17 protein-coding genes and 1 tRNA gene are annotated in these 17540 nt (G+C 63.4%); 7 read left to right on the forward strand and 11 right to left on the reverse strand.

The features are described 5' to 3' along the window. Positions 1-16 precede the first annotated feature (16 nt). Together DKW65_RS02465 and DKW65_RS02470 are read left to right on the forward strand one after the other, a co-directional pair. A complete protein-coding gene (locus tag DKW65_RS02465) occupies positions 17-829 on the forward strand; it encodes a PaaX family transcriptional regulator C-terminal domain-containing protein (RefSeq protein ID WP_111655769.1) in 813 nt (270 codons plus the stop codon). A 93-nt stretch (positions 830-922) separates the two neighbouring features. Further along, entirely contained in the window at positions 923-1369 is a 447-nt protein-coding gene (locus DKW65_RS02470; protein WP_111655770.1) for an SRPBCC family protein, read from the forward strand. Here the strand turns inward: DKW65_RS02470 and DKW65_RS02475 are convergent. The 6 genes from DKW65_RS02475 to rpsU form a co-directional block, all read right to left on the reverse strand. Then, positions 1357-2523, reverse strand: a complete 1167-nt coding sequence (locus tag DKW65_RS02475; RefSeq protein WP_111655771.1) for a low temperature requirement protein A — start codon at positions 2521-2523, stop codon at positions 1357-1359. The genes DKW65_RS02470 and DKW65_RS02475 overlap by 13 nt on opposite strands. Before the next feature lie 94 nt (positions 2524-2617). Then, positions 2618-2694, reverse strand: a tRNA-Ile gene (locus DKW65_RS02480). Positions 2695-2808: 114 nt separating this feature from the next. After that, on the reverse strand, positions 2809-4680 hold the full coding sequence (gene rpoD, locus DKW65_RS02485) for an RNA polymerase sigma factor RpoD (RefSeq protein ID WP_111655772.1): 1872 nt from the start codon (positions 4678-4680) through the stop codon (positions 2809-2811). Between the two features lie 152 nt (positions 4681-4832). Continuing rightward, positions 4833-6788 (reverse strand): DNA primase, encoded by a 1956-nt coding sequence (gene dnaG / locus DKW65_RS02490; RefSeq protein ID WP_111657486.1) that lies wholly within the window; start codon positions 6786-6788, stop codon positions 4833-4835. Between the two features lie 100 nt (positions 6789-6888). Beyond that, a complete protein-coding gene (locus tag DKW65_RS02495) occupies positions 6889-7338 on the reverse strand; it encodes a GatB/YqeY domain-containing protein (RefSeq protein WP_111655773.1) in 450 nt (149 codons plus the stop codon). Between the two features lie 22 nt (positions 7339-7360). Then, complete coding sequence (rpsU, locus tag DKW65_RS02500) at positions 7361-7576, reverse strand: 30S ribosomal protein S21 (protein WP_111655774.1); 216 nt, start codon at positions 7574-7576, stop codon at positions 7361-7363. Between the two features lie 188 nt (positions 7577-7764). Between rpsU and tsaD the strand changes: the two genes are divergently transcribed. After that, positions 7765-8793, forward strand: coding sequence for a tRNA (adenosine(37)-N6)-threonylcarbamoyltransferase complex transferase subunit TsaD (tsaD, locus tag DKW65_RS02505; protein ID WP_111655775.1), 1029 nt, complete (start codon positions 7765-7767; stop codon positions 8791-8793). Here tsaD and plsY read toward each other — a convergent pair. After that, complete coding sequence (gene plsY / locus DKW65_RS02510; RefSeq protein ID WP_111655776.1) at positions 8790-9401, reverse strand: glycerol-3-phosphate 1-O-acyltransferase PlsY; 612 nt, start codon at positions 9399-9401, stop codon at positions 8790-8792. The two genes, tsaD and plsY, sit on opposite strands and share 4 nt — an antisense overlap. Positions 9402-9587: 186 nt before the next feature. On the opposite strand from plsY, the gene folB reads away from it, so the two are divergent. Next, entirely contained in the window at positions 9588-9944 is a 357-nt protein-coding gene (gene folB, locus DKW65_RS02515; RefSeq protein WP_111655777.1) for a dihydroneopterin aldolase, read from the forward strand. Next, positions 9944-10435 (forward strand): 2-amino-4-hydroxy-6-hydroxymethyldihydropteridine diphosphokinase, encoded by a 492-nt coding sequence (gene folK, locus DKW65_RS02520; protein WP_111655778.1) that lies wholly within the window; start codon positions 9944-9946, stop codon positions 10433-10435. The genes folB and folK overlap by 1 nt, the downstream gene beginning before the upstream one ends. A gap of 11 nt (positions 10436-10446) precedes the next feature. Here the strand turns inward: folK and DKW65_RS02525 are convergent, their stop codons facing one another. Beyond that, complete coding sequence (locus DKW65_RS02525; RefSeq protein WP_111655779.1) at positions 10447-11181, reverse strand: pteridine reductase; 735 nt, start codon at positions 11179-11181, stop codon at positions 10447-10449. Further along, on the reverse strand, positions 11163-12407 hold the full coding sequence (locus DKW65_RS02530) for a multifunctional CCA addition/repair protein (RefSeq protein WP_111655780.1): 1245 nt from the start codon (positions 12405-12407) through the stop codon (positions 11163-11165). The genes DKW65_RS02525 and DKW65_RS02530 overlap by 19 nt, the downstream gene beginning before the upstream one ends. A gap of 283 nt (positions 12408-12690) precedes the next feature. Here DKW65_RS02530 and DKW65_RS02535 point away from each other — a divergent pair, with 283 nt between their 5' ends. Both DKW65_RS02535 and DKW65_RS02540 read left to right on the forward strand, forming a co-directional pair. Beyond that, positions 12691-13590, forward strand: a complete 900-nt coding sequence (locus tag DKW65_RS02535) for a DMT family transporter (protein WP_111655781.1) — start codon at positions 12691-12693, stop codon at positions 13588-13590. Positions 13591-13689: 99 nt separating this feature from the next. Next, positions 13690-14667, forward strand: a complete 978-nt coding sequence (locus DKW65_RS02540) for an NAD(P)H-dependent flavin oxidoreductase (protein WP_111655782.1) — start codon at positions 13690-13692, stop codon at positions 14665-14667. Positions 14668-14706: 39 nt separating this feature from the next. On the opposite strand, the gene DKW65_RS02545 is transcribed toward DKW65_RS02540, so the two are convergent. Continuing rightward, a complete protein-coding gene (locus DKW65_RS02545) occupies positions 14707-16227 on the reverse strand; it encodes a SpoVR family protein (RefSeq protein ID WP_111655783.1) in 1521 nt (506 codons plus the stop codon). 12 nt (positions 16228-16239) lie between these two features. Further along, a complete protein-coding gene (locus DKW65_RS02550) occupies positions 16240-17517 on the reverse strand; it encodes a YeaH/YhbH family protein (RefSeq protein ID WP_111655784.1) in 1278 nt (425 codons plus the stop codon). Between the last annotated feature and the right edge of the window lie 23 nt (positions 17518-17540).

The raw sequence follows: 17540 nt of genomic DNA on the forward strand, positions 1-17540 counted from the left end.
AGGAAAGACATTGGCCATGCCGCTCAACCCGAAAGACCTGATCCTGACGCTCCTGCTGGCTTCGGACGAGCAGCTGCTGGAGGCGCGCGAAGCGGTGTCCGCCTGCGCCCTGTTCGGGGTGCGGGCCAACAGCGTGCGCGTGGCGCTGGTGCGCCTGAATGCGGCCGGGCTGCTTGAGGCCGCAGGCCGGGGCAGCTACCGGCTGGGGCCCCGGGCGGTGGAGTTGGCGGGCGAATTGAGCCTGTGGAAGCAGGCCGAGGCGCGTATCCGGCCCTGGGCGGGCGGTTGGTTGATGGTCTACACCGGCGAACTGAAGCGCAGCGACAAACCGGCGCAGAACCGGCGCCTGCGAGCACTGCGGCTGGCTGGCTTCGAGGCGTTGCGGCGTGATCTCCACGTGCGCCCCGACAATCTGGTGGAAGATCTGACCGCGCTGCGCCAGCGCCTGGGTCGGCTGGGCCTGGATGCCGAAGCGATGTTGTGGCGCGCCGAGACGCTGGAGCCTGCCTGCGAGGCGCAGGCTCGTACCCTGTGGGATGGTGAGGCCCTGAATGCCCGCTACCGTGAATCCACGCAACGCATTCGTCAGTGGCTGGCCAAGCTGCCAGCGCTCGACACCGAGGAAGCCGCGCGTGAATCCTTCCTGCTCGGCAATGCCGTGATCAGGCAGATGATCTATGACCCGCTGCTTCCGGATCCACTGGTGGACAGTGCCGCCCGGCGTGATTGTCTGGAGGCGGTGCGGGAGATTGACGAGGTGGGCCATGACATATGGCGACGACTGCGTGAAGCGGCATTTTCTGTGGGGTCTGCAGACGGTGTGGCGTAAGGAAGGCGGTCGCAAGGGGGCTGTCGAAAGGGGGCAGAGCGATTCGACCAGAGCAGGAATCAGTCTCTTATCCTATCGCACAGGAGATCACCCATGCCCCATACCATACGACTTCATCGTGTTGTTCAGGCGCCCGCCGAGCGTGTGTACCGTGCTTTTCTGGAACCGGATGCCAAGGTGAAATGGCTGCCGCCGAACGGCTTTACCGGACGGGTTCACGAGATGGACGTGCGGGTGGGTGGCCGCTACCGCATGTCGTTCACGAACTTCACCACCGGCAACAGCCATTTCTTCGGCGGGGAATATCATGAGCTGGTGCCGAATCAGCGCATCCGCTTCACCGACACCTTCGAAGACCCGAATCTGCCGGGCACCATTGACGTGACCGTCGAGCTGCGGGAGGTTTCCCTGGGTACCGAGATTCACATCACTCAGGACGGCGTGCCCGACGTGATTCCGGCGGAGGCCTGTTATGTGGGCTGGCAGGAATCGCTGATTCTGCTGGCGAAACTGGTGGAGCCGGACATTCAGGAGGGATGAGCCTCGTCGGCCAGTTTCCGTCGTCGGTTTATCCAGTCCAGGCTGACCAGCGCCGCCACGATCAGCACGGCAACCCACGCCAGGGCGACGTGTGGTACCAGCCTGTCGCCCCCGAAAATCAGCAGTGCAAACAGCGCTGCGCCAATCAGCCTTGGCAGGTTGGCGCGGCGGCTGCGATCGCCAGCCACCATGCTCAGTAGCAGGAAGAATAGCGCCAGAGAGCCGAAGTACACGGCGGTATAGCCCGCATCGGCCTGGCCGGTGGTCACGGACTCGAACAGTCGCGATGTCGCCACGGCCAGCGTAATCAGTGCCAGCGCCAGCGGCAGGTGCGCCAGAATCCATGGCAGGGGATTTTCCGGTCGCACCATGCGTGCGGCCGCGCGCTCGCTGTCGATGGCGGTAAAGTACAGCCACCAGAGGCCGAAGAAGGTCGCGATGGCCGGTGCGGAGAACAGCACCGCCTCCAGCGAAAATGTCGGCGCCGGGTCGGCGGTGATGCTTTTGATGAAGGTTTCCCCGAGCACCAGAATGATCAGGGTGCCGAAGCGTTCGACCAGATGGTGCATGTGCACCGGGTGTACACGCATCAGTGCCACAAAGCGCGGCAGGAAAGCGCATCCCACCTCACCGGCAAAGATCAGCGCCCAGGCGTAAGGTCGATGCTCCGGCGCCAGCAGCAGCGACAAGCACCACAGGAGTGCGCCAGGCGCGTGGAAATGCGTGATATGGCGCACCAGCAGAGCGCGCTGCTCCGGCGCATGCCGCAACGTGCGCGCATACATGGCGATCATGGTCAGGCGGAAGCCGATATAGCAGATGACAAACTGGGTGCTCTGGTCGCCAAACGCCTCCGGCACACTCAGGCCGATCCAGGAAATGAAGAAGATCTGCACCAGCAACAGCAAACGGTGCGTCACGTCATCCACATCGAACCGGTTCATGTACCAGGCGATATTCACCCAGATCCACCAGATCGGCGCGAACAGCAGCAGCACCGTCAGCATGCCAGCGCCACTCACATCCCGGCTCAACAGATCGCCGATCTGGATAAAGACCGCCACGAACACGAGGTCGTAGAACAGCTCCAGCCAGGTCGGATTGGCTGCCTGCGGCTCGGGAAGGTGATGTCGGCTTCGAGGGGGTTGGAACATGAGGCACCTCGATCAGCGTCGTGGTGACGACAAAAACTGATTACACCAGCTTGAGAGGGGGTATGCCAGGGATGAGAGGGAAGGGTGAGGGAAGTGGTGGGCCCACCTGGACTCGAACCAGGGACCAAGGGATTATGAGTCCCCTGCTCTAACCAACTGAGCTATAGGCCCGGAAAACATGAAAACTGTGGAAACGCTGGGTTAACGTTTTTGCATTCTTGTGTGTGCTGTAAACGCGCCAGCCGCTGAATAATGCAGCGGCTGGCGGTGTCTTTCAAGTGCTGATCAGGCGTCGCCGTCCAGGAAGCTGCGCAGGTGTTCGCTGCGCGACGGGTGGCGCAGTTTGCGCAGGGCCTTGGCTTCGATCTGGCGGATTCGCTCGCGGGTGACGTCGAACTGTTTGCCGACTTCTTCCAGCGTGTGGTCCGTATTCATGTCGATACCGAAGCGCATGCGCAGCACCTTGGCTTCGCGGGCGGTCAGGTTGGCCAGGACTTCGCGGGTGGCTTCTTCCAGGCCCAGCATGGTGGCGGAGTCCACCGGCGATTCGATGTTGGCGTCTTCGATGAAATCGCCCAGGCTCGAATCCTCGTCGTCGCCGATGGGCGTCTCCATGGAGATCGGTTCCTTGGCGATCTTCAGCACCTTGCGCACCTTGTCTTCCGGCATTTCCAGGCGTACGCCCAGTTCTTCCGGGGTCGGTTCGCGGCCCATTTCCTGCAGCATCTGGCGCTGTACCCGGTTGATCTTGTTGATGGTCTCGATCATATGTACCGGAATACGGATGGTGCGCGCCTGATCGGCGATGGAGCGGGTGATGGCCTGGCGAATCCACCAGGTGGCGTAGGTGGAGAACTTGTAGCCACGGCGGTATTCGAACTTGTCCACGGCTTTCATCAGGCCGATGTTGCCTTCCTGGATCAGGTCGAGGAACTGCAGGCCGCGGTTGGTGTACTTCTTGGCGATGGAGATCACCAGACGCAGGTTGGCCTCGACCATTTCTTTCTTGGCGCGGCGGGCCTTGGCTTCACCGATGGAGACGCGGCGGTTGATTTCCTTGATGTCGGCGACAGGTATGCCGCAGGTCTCTTCGAGCTGCTGGATGCGTTTCTGGGTGCGGATGATGTCATCCTTCACGGCGCCGAAACGGTCGGAATCCAGTTTGACTTTCTTGCTGCGCAACATCTTGTCGCACCAGTCAACGTTGGTCTCGTTGCCCGGGAAGTTGCGGATGAACTCCTTGCGTTCCATGCCGCCACGGCGAATCGCCAGGGCCATGATCTCGCGCTCGTGGCGGCGGATCTGGTCCAGGGTGTCGCGGACCTGGCGCAGCAACTCGTCATAGATGCGCGGCACCAGTTTGAACATGGTGAACTGTTCGGCCAGCGCTTCCAGGTTCTTGGCGCTGCTGGCGTGGTCGCGGCCATTGCGCTTCAGGGAGCGGACAGTCTTGTCGAGCTGGGCGCGCAGGTTGTTGAAGCGCTCGGCGGCCAGCACCGGATCGATGCTGCCATCGTCTTCGCTGTCATCGTCGCTGTCGTCATCTTCTTCGTCGTCGTCTTTCTCGGCCTTGTCGTCCTTGCGCGAGGCAAATTGCGGCTCGGCCGGGGCGGCGGGTGCGGCCGCGCCGTCATCGTTCGGGTCGAGATAACCGGCGATGATGTCGGAAATGCGGCGTTCTTCCGCCTGTACCTTGTCGAATTCGGCAATCACGGTTTCCACGGTGCCGGGCCAGTGGGCCATGGCGTGCAGCACTTCGCGGATGCCTTCCTCGATACGTTTGGCGATTTCGATTTCGCCTTCGCGGGTCAGCAGTTCCACCGTGCCCATTTCGCGCATGTACATGCGCACCGGATCGGTGGTGCGGCCCGGTTCGGATTCCACAGACGCCAGTACGGCAGCCGCCTCTTCCGCAGCGACTTCGTCGGTGCTTTCGGCGTTGTCGTCCATCAGCAACTGTTCGGCGTCGGACGCCTTTTCAACCACATGGATGCCCATGTCGTTGATCATCTGGACGATGTCTTCCACCTGATCGGTGTCAGTAATCGACTCCGGCAGATGGTCATTCACTTCGGCGTAGGTCAGGTAGCCCTGCTCTTTGCCCAGAGCGATCAGCTGTTTCAGCTGTGACTGCTGCTGCTCTTTCTGCGACGTCATGTTGCGGCCCGTGGTTGGAGTTGCCAAACGGCGGATTATACTGGAAGCCCCGTGCTGTGCCTACATGGCATGGCGACGGGTATCAGCTCGATATGTGTCCATCTTTCGGTATTTCAAGGTGTTGCGCGTGAAGGTGAGGGGTTGACGGCGGGCTACTGCAGGGGCGCTGACAGGCTCAGCCGGGCGTCGCTCAGAGCCCGGTGCAGGCTCATCAGGCGGCGGGCATCAGGGCGCGGCTGCCGGGTCTCCTGGCTGATGGCCTGCTCCAGACGGCGCACTTCCAGCTGCTGGACGGCGTCGCGCCAGTAGCGGCCTGCGGTGGCCTCGTCCATGGGCGTGCGCAGGGTTTCGCGCAGCAGCCGGGTCAGCAGTTCTCCCTGTTCCAGAGCCATCAGGCTGCCCAGCAGGGCCGCAGCGGGTTGATCCGGATTGTCCTGCACCAGGGTGCTGACCTCGATCAGCAGGTCCATGCCTGGCAGTTCCAGTTCCTCGACCTTCTCGGGCAGCGGGTGCTGGCGGATCAGCGACGGGGCGTTCAGCAGTATCACCGTCATCCGCTCACCCAGGCTCAGTGTGCTGCCGCGCCCCCGCCGTGGCGGGGCGGTGCGGGGGGTGGACGGCGCCACGACGGGTGGCGGTGCGCCCCAGTCAGGCGGCGGCGTATCGGCCGGGGGAGCCCCGTAGGCGTCCTCATCAAACCAGACGTCCGGCCCCGGCGGTGGGCCGCTGCCTGCCGAGGACGCGGGCGGCGTGGCGGCGCGTGCCGGGGCGGTCGCGCCCTGCGGTGCTGCCGGGCGGCCGGGGGGGGCTGGCGTCAGCCGTTCGAGTTCGTCTTCTGTCAGGCGGGTGCGTTCCGCCAGTTCGCGGCGCAGCAGGCTGCGATAGAAATCGCCCTTCACCTTGGCGATGAAGGGCAGGGCGAGCCGGGCCAGACGAGCCCGGCCGTCCACCGAACGCACGTCCAGACCCTCTTCCAGATGCCGGAACAGGAACTCGGACAGCGAGGGGGCGTCAGCGGCCATGGCCAGCAAGGCTTCGCGTCCCTGCTGGCGCACCAGGGTGTCCGGGTCTTCGCCTTCGGGCAGGAACAGGAAGCGCGCCTGCTTGCCATCTTCCAGGGTGGCCAGGGCCGATTCGAGGGCGCGCCAGGCGGCCCGTCGGCCCGCGTCGTCGCCATCAAAGCAGAACACCACTTCATCCACCTGACGGAACAGTTTCTGCGCATGCTCTTCCGTGGTGGCGGTGCCGAGGGTGGCGACGGCGTTATCCACGCCGTGCTGGGCCAGGGCGATGACGTCCATGTAGCCTTCCACCACGAACAGTTGCGTGGACTTGTCGCGACTCTGGCGCCACTCCCACAGGCCGTAGAGTTCACGGCCCTTGTGGAAGACCGGGGTTTCCGGGGAATTCAGGTATTTCGGTTTGCTGTCGCCCAGCACGCGGCCACCGAAGCCGATGGTGCGGCCGCGGCTGTCGCGGATCGGGAACATGATGCGGTCGCGAAACTTGTCGTAGGTGCGGCCGGTGTCTTCCCGGCGTACCAGCAGGCCCGCTTCCAGGGCCAGGGCCAGGCCGCGTTCGTCCAGCGACAGGCCGCTGATCAGGTTGTCGAAGCCGGGCGGCGCAAAGCCGATGCCGAAGCGGGCGGCGATTTCGCCGCTCAGGCCGCGGCCTTTCAGGTATTTCACCGCCGTTTGCCGCTCCGGCGCGTTCTTGAGCTGCTGGCGATAGAAGCGGTCGGCGCGGGCCAGCAGGTCGTACAGGGTCTGGACATGATCCTTGCGGGCGCGATCGTCGGCGGTTTCCGGGCGTTCGCGCGGCACTTCCACCCCGGCTTTGTCGGCCAGTTGTTTGACCGCCTCCGGGAAGCTCAGGTGCTCGTATTCCATGAGGAAGCCGACGGCGTTGCCCTTGGCGCCGCAGCCGAAGCAGTAGTAGAACTGCTTGTCCGGGGCGACCGTGAACGACGGGGTTTTTTCGTTGTGGAACGGGCAGCAGGCGCTGTAGTTGCGGCCGGTCTTCTTCAGCGGCACGCGCGCATCAATCACCTCGACCAGATCGGTACGGGCGAGCAGATCCTGAATGAAGGAATCCGGAATACGGGACATGGCGCGCGGCTGCCGGTTATTGAGCAAGTAGGTTGAAGAACGTATCAGGGAGAAGAGTGTAGCGTGGCCGGGCTGGCCGGGGGAAACCCTGTTCGGTCTGTCAGGCGGTCAGGCGTGCCTTGATGCGGCCACTGACAGCGCCCATATCGGCGCGGCCCTGCAGTTGCGGCTTGAGCTGGCCCATCACCTTGCCCATGTCCTGCATGCCGGCAGCACCGGTGTCGGCGATAGCCTGGCTGATCAGGGCGTCGATCTCGTCGTCGCTGAGGGGCTGGGGCAGGAATTCGCGCAGTACCTCGATTTCGGCCAGTTCGGTGTCGGCCAGATCCTGGCGGCCGGCGTCGCCATACTGGCGGGCGGCGTCCTGGCGCTGCTTGACCTGCTTGTCGAGGATGGCGAGCACGCGGGCGTCATCCAGCTCGATGCGCTCGTCCACTTCCACCTGCTTGAGCGCCGCCAGGGCCATACGAATAACGCCCAGACGGGCGCTATCCTTGGCACGCATGGCGTCTTTCATGGCATCCGTGAGGCGGGCCTTGATATCGCTCATGGCAGGGTGTCCGTAGACCGGATCAGTACAGACGCTTGCGGTGCAGCTGCTCGCGGGACACCTTCTTCAGGTGGCGCTTCACGGCGGCGGCGCGCTTGCGCTTGCGCTCCTGGGTCGGCTTCTCGTAGAACTCGCGACGGCGTACTTCGGCCAGAATACCGGCCTTCTCGCAGGAGCGCTTGAAGCGACGCAGGGCGACGTCAAACGGTTCGCCTTCCTTTACTCGTACTTGCGGCATGCACTATCACCTTTGTATGTCGGCCGGCGGCGGGGCCGACCGTTAAGAAGTCAATCGCGGGTGCCGTCCCGGTCGAGCGGGGTCCGGACACTGCGGAGCGCGGCATTCTACCGGAGCCTGATGGATTTGCAAACATTTGCTCGATATCATGCCCGCGCCGGACGGCCCCCACCGAATCGAGAGGAAACATGCGCGTTCTGGGTATCGAGACCAGCTGTGACGAAACCGGAGTAGCCCTGTACGACACCGAACAGGGCCTGCTGGCGGACGCCCTGTACAGCCAGGTGGGCATGCATGCCGAGTTTGGCGGCGTGGTGCCGGAGTTGGCCAGCCGCGACCATGTGCGGCGCCTGCTGCCGTTGATGCGCCAGGTGCTGGAGCAGGGCGGCACCGCGCCAGAGGATCTGGACGGCATCGCCTACACCGCCGGGCCGGGGCTGGCTGGCGCCCTGCTGGTGGGGGCGGCCACAGCCCGGGCACTGGCGTTTGCCTGGGATATCCCGGCCTTGCCGGTGCATCATATGGAAGGTCATCTGCTGGCGCCGCTGCTGGAGGCGGATCCCCCTGCCTTCCCGTTTGTTGCCCTGCTGGTCAGCGGTGGGCACACCATGCTGCTGGATGCCCGGGCTCTGGGGGACTATCACTTGCTGGGCGAATCCGTAGACGACGCTGCGGGGGAGGCCTTCGACAAGGCTGCCAAGATGATGGGGCTGGGCTACCCCGGTGGGCCGCGCATCAGTGCACTGGCACAGCAGGGGAACCCGGACCGCTTTACCTTCCCCCGGCCGATGACCGACCGGCCGGGTATGGATTTCAGCTTTTCCGGGCTCAAGACCTATTGCCTGAACACCATTGCCGCCTGTGGTGGCGCCGAGGCGCTGTCCGAGCAGGATCGTGCGGATATTGCCCGTGCCTTCGAGACGGCGGTGGTGGAAACCCTGGTGATCAAGTGCCGCCGGGCCATGGAGGCCAGCGGGCACGGTACGCTGGTGATGGCGGGCGGGGTCTCGGCCAACACCCGGTTGCGGGCACGGCTGGACGAGGCGTTGGGGGCGAAGGGGGTGCGGGTGTGCTATCCGCGCCAGGCCCTGTGCACCGACAACGGCGCCATGATTGCCTTTGCGGGCGCGCTGCGGCTGGCGGCCGGGGAGCGTCAGGAGGGCCTGGGCATCAGCGTCCGGGCCCGCTGGCCGCTGATGGAGCTGGCACCGATCTAGCGCTTGCGGAAGCCCAGTTCCTTGCCGGTAAGCAGATTGCGAATGTTCCTGTGATGTCGCACCAGCAGCATGGCGGTGAGCAGGACCATCGGCCAGAAGGCCTCCGGTAACCACGCGTAAATGGCCATCGGCATGGCGATGAAAGCCAGCATCGAGGCGACGGACGATACCCGGAACAGGCCGAAGATCAGGAGCCAGACGGCGCCGGTGACCAGCCCGCTGGGCCAGTGCAGGGCAAAAATCAGCCCGAAGGCGGTGGCCACGCCCTTGCCGCCGCGCAGTTGAAAGAAGATCGGGAAAAGGTGACCCAGGAAGGCGCAGAAGCCAGCCAGCGCCGCCACTGCAGGGCCCTGATTCAGCAGCAGGGCAGCCAGTACCGGGATGACGCCTTTCAGGACATCGCCCGCCAGCGTCATGGCCGCCGCCGGCTTGCCCGCAATGCGCAGGACATTGGTGGCGCCGGGATTGCTGGAGCCTTCCGTACGAGGATCGGGATACCCCAGGGTGCGGCAGATCAGAATGGCGCTGGACACGGAGCCGAGCAGATAGCCCCCCAAGCAGAGCAGGGAAACCAGCCACCAGGTGTGTTGCAAACTGTTGATATCCAAGCGACCAAGTCCTCTGCAATGCGTCCATTCCTGCGAGCGCGCCGGGTGCTGACGCGCTCTTCGCCATGCCACCAGTATAACCGCAGGGCGTGAATCAACACGCAAAACACATTACTCTTGCGCGTCCGGCACCCTGCTCTGGCGCCGCCGGTGTGCAAGATTCGCACGATTGCATGGGGATTGGAAATGGACATCGTCTATATACGCGACCTGAAAGTGGACACCGTGATCGGTATCTTCGATTGGGAGCGTCGTATCCGCCAGACCGTCAGCCTGGATCTGGAAATGGCGGCGGATATCCGCCGTGGCGCCGCCACCGACAGCATTGAGGATGCCCTGGACTACAAGGCCGTCGGCAAACGTCTGATTGCCTTCATTCAGGCCTCCGAATTTCAGCTGGTGGAAACCCTGAGCGAGCGCTGTGCCGAGATCGTCATCCATGAATTCGGTGTGCCCTGGTGCCGCCTGCGGCTGTCCAAGCCGGGGGCGCTGCGCGGCGCGCAGGATGTCGGCGTGATAATCGAGCGAGGTGAACGTCCCTGATGCAGGTGTTTCTGAGTCTCGGGTCCAATATCGACCGCGAGCACAATATCCGCTCCGGGCTGGATGCCCTGGCCGCAGCGTTTGGCAGGGTGACCATCAGCCCGGTCTATGAAAGCGAGGCGGTGGGTTTCGACGGGGATGCCTTCCTGAACCTGGTGGCCGAGATCGATACGGATCTGCCGGTGGGGGCGCTGGCGGCGGCGCTGCGCGAGATCGAGGCGGCGCATGGCCGGGTGCGTGGGGAAAAGAAATTTTCCAGCCGGACGCTGGATATCGATGTGCTGACCTACGGCGATCTGGTTGGTGAAATCGATGGCGTTGAGTTGCCGCGCGATGAAATTCTGAAGCATGCCTTTGTGCTGCAACCGCTGGCGGACCTGGCGCCGCATGCGACACACCCTGAGTCGGGCGTGTCGTACGCCGCCTTGCTGGCGGAAAAGGATTTCAGCAAGCAGAAACTCTGGGCCGTTCACTTCAACTGGCCCGGCTGAAACGAGGCCGCTCAGCCGCCCTGAAAGGCCAGCGAGCGGCCGCCATCCACAGCCAGTATCTGTCCTGTCACGAAGGGCGCATCCAGAGCCAGCCAGGCCACGGCACCGGCAATGTCCCGGGGGCTGCCGCAGCGGCCCAGTGCGGTGGCGGCGAGAATATCCTGCTGATTGTCCTGACCGCCTTCCGGCCACAGGATCGGCCCGGGTGAGACCCCGTTGATGCGTACCTCTGGCCCCATTTCGCGGGCCAGGCTTCTGGTCATGCTGGCCAGGGCCGCTTTCGCCATGCAGTAGAGGCTGTGGTCGGCGAGGGGTTTTTCTGCATAGACATCCACCAGATTGACCACGCTGCCTCGATGCTTGCGCAGGCTGGGTGCCAGCGCCTGCACCAGCAGATACGGGGCGCGCACGTTGGAGTGCATCAGGGCATCCCAGTCGTCGTCGGTGGCGCGTTCCAGCGGCGTCGGGTAAAAGCTGGAGGCGTTGTTCACCAGCACATCCACGCCGCCCCACTGGGCGAGGGCGTCCCGGGCCAGTGCGCGCACGGCATCGGGTTCGTTGAGGTTGGCGCGCAACACACGGGCAGAATCGGGTTGCAGGCGATTCAGCTCAGCAGCCAGCGCGTCGGCGTCTTCAGCACTGCGCCGGCAATGGATGATGACGTTCATGCCGCGCTTGTGCAGGGTGCGGGCGATGTCGGCGCCTATACGCCGTGCAGCGCCGGTAATCAGTGCGACTTTTGCCATGTTTGCTGGTACTCCCTGATAGCCTGTATGCGGGCGCGCTCGATGGCATCGCCCAGTGCCTTGCCTTCATGGCCGCGTGCGCGCAGCGCATCGATCGGCACCTGAGCTGCCGCCTCGGCGGCGCCGAGCAGGAAACGACGCTGGGGATAGTCTCTGTCGGCAAACCCGGTACGTCCGCGGGCATCTGCTTCGCAGGCACCAAGGAATAACGGTAACCGCTCTGGCCGACGCAGCACATCGAAAGCGCGTAACAGTTTCCATACGGTGTTGGAGCGTAGCGTGAGTGCCCGGTGAGCGTGTGTATGCCAGCGCGCGGTCAGGGCGCCCAGTTCGCGCAGGGCCACGGGGACGCGCAGCCGCTCGCCCAGCGCCTGTGCCAGGCGTTCGCCGCGCGCTTCGTGGGCAATATGTTGCGGCCAGTCCGCTTCCGGGGTCAGGCCTTTGCCCAGATCGTGCACCATGACCGCATAGCGGGCGGCCAGCGGCAGGTCCATGTCGGCCGCGGCTTTCAGAGCCAGAAACTGATGTGTCAGGGTGTCCACTTCGGGGTGGTGTGCGGCGGGCTGGGGCACGCCGCGCAGGGCGGCCAGCTCCGGGAACAACGCCTGCAGGGCGCCGCAGTCTTCCAGCACCTGGAAGTACACCTGCGGGTCGGGTTCGCCCAGTGCCTTTTCGGTTTCTTTCCAGACACGTTCGGCGGCCAGCGTGGCCAGCTCACCGGACCGGGCCAGCTGGCGCATCAGCGCCAGGGTGTCGGGAGCGACATGGAAGCCGAGCCAGTGGTAGCGGGCCGCAAAGCGCGCCACCCGCAAGACGCGCAAGGGATCTTCGGCAAAAGCCGGGGATACATGGCGCAGCAATCGGGCCTTGAGGTCTTCCCGGCCGGCAAACGGATCGACCAGCGGCCCGCCGGGGCGGCGCGCCATGGCATTGATGGTCAGGTCACGGCGCGCCAGATCCTGTTCCAGCGTTACCGAAGGGTCGGCATTGAAATTGAAGCCATGGTAGCCGGCGCCGACTTTGCGTTCGGTGCGCGCCAGCGCGTATTCCTCCTTGCTTTGCGGATGCAGGAACACAGGAAAGTCCTGGCCTACGGGCGTATACCCGGCGGCATGCAGTTGTGCCGGGGTGGCGCCCACCACGACCCAGTCCCGCTCCGTGACCGGCAGGCCGAGCAGGTGGTCGCGCACGGCGCCGCCAACCAGGTACACATCAAAATCCGTCATGAATCGCCATCAAGTGGTTGCACTGTGTGGGGTGGCTCCGCATTATGTTCGCATGATGAAGCCAACCGATACATTACTGATGCCGTTTGCCCTGCCGGGTTCCCCGGTGGTGATGGTGTGCCTGGCGCCGAAAATGGCGCTGCGAGCAGCACGCGTGTGGCGTGCGCGCTGGAGGCTGTGTGTCGGGTAGTTGAAAAAAACGTATACCAGAGCCGCAGCGTCGTCCCGACCCTGCGGCTTTTTCATTTCTGGCGGGCGGGACATGACAGAAAAGGACTGAACAATGTCGACCGTACTCGCCTATATCACCGTGGTGCTCGTCTGGGCCACCACGCCGCTGGCCATCAACTGGAGCGCCGAAGCGGGCGCGCCGATTGGCAGTGTCTGGCTGCGTATGCTGCTGGCCACGCTGGTGGGCATGCTGTTGCTGCGCGCGCTCGGCGGGCGCATGGTCTGGCATCGTCAGGCCCTGCGCAGCTATGCCGCGGCGGTACCCGGGGTGTTTGGCGCCATGGGGCTGTCCTATGCCGCGTCGCTGCATGTGCCGTCCGGGCTGATCTCGGTGATGTTTGGTCTGGCGCCGCTGATTTCCGGCCTGATGATGCAGGCGTTGCCCGGCGGTGTGCGATTGCGGGCGGGGCATTGGGTCGGTTGCCTGCTCGGGCTGGCCGGGCTGGCACTGATCTTTCGTGATGCGCTGGTGCCTGGCTCCACCGCCTTGCGGGGGGTGCTGATGCTGCTTGGCGCGGTGATCTGTTTCTGCGGCAGTGGTCTGGCGGTGCAGCGGGTCGCCGCCGGGCTGCCGCCCCTGACGCAAACGCTGGGGGCGCTGAGCCTGAGCCTGCCGTGCTACGCCGTGCTGTGGCTGGCCAGTGGGGAGCCGTTGACGGTGCCCCTGAGCACGCGCGGGCTTTTTGCGGTGGCGTACCTGGCGCTGTTCGGTTCGTTGCTGGGATTTCTGTGCTACTTCCTGATCCTGTCGCGGCTGAGCGCTGCCACGGTGGCTCTGGTCACCCTGATCACACCGGTACTGGCCTTGTCGCTGGGCATGTTCCTGAACAATGAGCAGCCGGGGGTCGGGGTGCTGGCTGGAGGGGGGTTGATTGTGGTGGCGTTGGGGGCCTACCTGTACGCGGACCGGGCCTTGTGGCGTCGAGGCTACCCGAAGCACTCACGTTCGTGATTGCTTTGGCCATTGTCCGACCGGCACGGCTCTGGTGTAGTGCCTGCTCCCCGGCCCGCGTCCGTTGCGGTGCTGGCTGATCATGAGGGAGTCACATCCATGAAGACACGTATTACCGAACTGCTGGGCATCCGCTATCCGATCGTTCAGGGCGGCATGCAGAACGTCGGCTATGCCGAACTGGCCGCGGCCGTTTCCAATGCCGGGGGCCTGGGCATCATTACCGGCCTGACCCAGCCGACGCCGGAAGACCTGGACCAGGAAATCCGCCGCTGCAAGGAGATGACCGATCAGCCGTTCGGTGTGAACCTGACGATCCTGCCGACCATCAAGCCTGTGCCCTATGAAGAGTATGCGCGGGTGATCTGCGAAGCGGGTATCGGCGTGGTGGAAACGGCGGGCCGTAACCCGGAACCCTTCATGCCGCTGTTCCAGCAGTACGGGGTGAAAGTGGTGCACAAGTGCACCTCGGTACGCCATGCCATCAAGGCAGAAAAAGTCGGTGTCGCGGCGGTCAGCGTCGATGGCTTCGAGTGCGCCGGGCATCCGGGCGAAGACGATATTCCGAATCTGGTGCTGCTGCCTGCGGCGGCGGCAAAGCTGAGCATCCCGATGCTGGCGTCGGGTGGTATCGGTACTGGCGCGCAGATGGCGGCCTGTCTGGCCCTGGGGGCTGACGGCATCAATATGGGGACACGCTTCCTGGCGACGAAGGAAGCGCCGGTGCATGAGAACATCAAGCGAGCTATTGTGGCGGCTTCTGAGCTGGATACAGCGCTGATCTTCCGGCCGCTGCGCAACACCGCCCGGGTTTACCGCAACAAGGTGGCGACCACGGTCAACGAGATCGAGCGCGAGCAAGGTGCGCAGATGGAATTCGGCCTGATTCAGGACATGGTGGCGGGCGCCAAGGGCAAGGTGGCGTTGAGCGATGGTGACATCGATTACGGTATCTGGACGTCTGGCATGGTGCAGGGGCTGATCAACGATATCCCCACCTGTGAAGTGCTGATCGACAATATTGTCAATGAATGCCGCCAGGTCATTCGTGAGCGCATGACGGCCCTGATGGGCTGACAGCTGGTGTGTTCCGATTCGCTGGAGAGGCTGCTGCCGTCAGGACGCGGCCTCTTCGGGGGGCGGCACGGAAATACGCTCGACGATACGCCCGTCTTCCACGCTTTCCAGATGCACATCGAACTGCCACAGGCGGTAAAGGTGGCGCATCACATCCTGCGCGCGATCGCGGGCCAGCGGGCGCCTGCTTTCGCGAATGTGTTGCAGTGTCAGGGAGCGGTCGCCGCGCACGGCCGCTTCATACACCTGGATGTTCGGCTCATGAATGCTCAGGTTGTACTGCTCTGACAGCAACTGCCGCACAGTCTGATAGCCGGCATCATCATGAATGGCGCGGATCTCCAGGTGCTGGTGCTTGTCGTCATCGAGCACGGCGAACAACTTCATCTCACGAATCACGCGGGGTGACAGGAACTGCTGGATAAAGCTCTCATCCTTGAAGCTTTGCATGGCAAATTTCACTGTGGCCAGCCAGTCACTGCCGGCGATATCCGGAAACCAGCGCTGATCTTCCTCGGTGGGGTGTTCACAGATACGGCGGATGTCGCGGAACATGGCGAAGCCCAGCGCGTAAGGATTGATGCCGTTGTACCAGGGGCTGTCAAAGGACGGCTGGAAGACAACCTGCGAGTGACTTTGCAGGAATTCGAGCATGAAACCTTCGGTCACCAGCCCTTCGTCATACATCCGGTGCAGCAAGGTGTAGTGCCAGAAGGTGGCCCAGCCCTCATTCATGACCTTGGTCTGTCGCTGTGGATAGAAATACTGTGCCATCTTCCTGACGATGCGTACTATCTCGCGCTGCCACGACTCCAGCAGCGGGGCGTTCTTCTCGATGAAATAGAGCAGGTTCTCCTGCGGCTCTGCCGGATACCGCGCAGTGGGTTTGCGGCGCTTGATGCCGGGCTGCATCTCGGGAAAGGTCTTCCACAGTTCGGAAACCTGCATCTGCAGTGTCTCCTCACGTTCACGCTGACGCAGGCGCTCGGCTTCCGCAGAGATCGGGTAGGGGCGCTTGTAGCGATCCACGCCATAATTCATCAGGGCATGGCATGAATCGAGAATCTGTTCCACTGACTCCACGCCATGGCGTTCCTCGCACTCCGCAATGTAGCGGCGAGCAAACACCAGATAATCGATGATGGCCGAAGCGTCGGTCCAGGTGCGAAACAGGTAATTGCCCTTGAAGAAGGAATTGTGCCCGTAGCAGGCATGGGCGATCACCAGTGCCTGCATCGGCATGGTGTTCTCTTCCATCAGATAGGCAATACACGGATTCGAGTTGATGACGATCTCGTAGGCCAGGCCCATCTGCCCGCGCCGGTACAGGTTCTCCACTTCGACAAATTGCTTGCCGAACGACCAGTGATTGTAGCCCACCGGCATGCCGACGGAGGAGTAGGCGTCCATCATCTGCTCGGAGGAGATGACTTCAATCTGGTTTGGCCAGGTATCCAGCCCATAGACGTCATGGGCAATCCGGGCGATTTCCTGGTCATAGCGCTCGATCAGCTCGAAGTTCCACTCGGAGGTGGTGGACAGGGGTTCGCGTCGCGGCATAGCTGTCATGGCTCAATGCTCCTCCATGCGCTGGCGGAACAGTTCGCGAAATACCGGATAAATGTCGCCGGGCGTGTCGATCTGCTCCATGGCAAAGACCTGAGGCTGGTCGCGGCGCAGCTGTGCATAGGTGTTCCAGAGCGCCTGGTGGCGCCGTGGCATGATCTCCACATAGGAAAAATATTGCATGTTCGGCAGCAGTTCATCACGAAGTATACGCATGCAGGCCGGTGAGTCGTCATTCCAGTTGTCTCCGTCGGAGGCCTGGGCGCCATAGATATTCCAGCTGTCGGCGGGATAGCGCTCGCGGATGATGTCAGCGGTCAGTCGCAAGGCGCTGGACACGATGGTCCCACCGGTTTCGCGCGAGTAGAAGAATTCCTGTTCATCCACCTCCTTGGCGCTGGTGTGGTGGCGGATAAAGACCACTTCAGTGTGCTGATAGTTGCGCTCCAGGAAAAGGTAGAGGAGCAGGAAGAAACGCTTGGCCAGCTCCTTCATTTCCTGGCTCATGGAACCGGACACATCCATGATGCAGAACATGACAGCGCGGCTCACCGGCACCGGCTGGCGCACGGTATGGTTGTAGCGCAGATCGACCGTATCGAGAAAAGGAATACCGTTGATGCGCCGCTCAAGGCGTTCGATCTGCTGTGCCAGTTCCTGCAGTCGCGCTTGCCGTTCAATGGATTGTTCGGTGTCCAGCAAGGCAGCCTGCTCGGTCTGCAGGTCGCGCAACCGTCTGCGGGTGGCGGCGCTGAGGGCGCGGCGGCGCATGGAGGCCTGACGCATGGAGCGGACGATATTGATCTTGGTCGGGTTGCCTTCACTGACAATGCCACCGTGCACCACCCGGAAGCTGCTGTCGCCCTGGAGCTGGCGTTTTACCAGATTGGGCAGTGCCAGCCCTTCGAAGAGGAAGTTGAGGAATTCCCGTGGGTCCAGCTCGAAGGCGAAATCATCCATGCCCTCACCGCTGTTCGAGGCCTGGCCGCCGTCACCCGCGCCGCCGCCCTCCGGCCTGGCCACCGTGTCACCCTGCTGGAATTCCTTGTTGCCGGGATGCACTACGGTGCGCCGTCCCCCTGGCCCATGGTGGAACTGCGGTTCGTTGAGGTCCTTGCGCGGGATGATGATGCGCTCGCCGCGCTCCATGTCACGGATGGAGCGCTGATTGACGGCATCGTTGACGGCATCGCGAATATGCTCGCGATAGCGGCGCATGAAGCGCTGACGGTTGACCGTGCTCTTGTTCTTGCCATTCAGCCTGCGGTCGACGATAAAGCTCATGCCGCGCTCCTGACAGGGGTTAC

The sequence above is a fragment of the Isoalcanivorax indicus genome, from assembly GCF_003259185.1.
Classification (GTDB): domain Bacteria; phylum Pseudomonadota; class Gammaproteobacteria; order Pseudomonadales; family Alcanivoracaceae; genus Isoalcanivorax; species Isoalcanivorax indicus.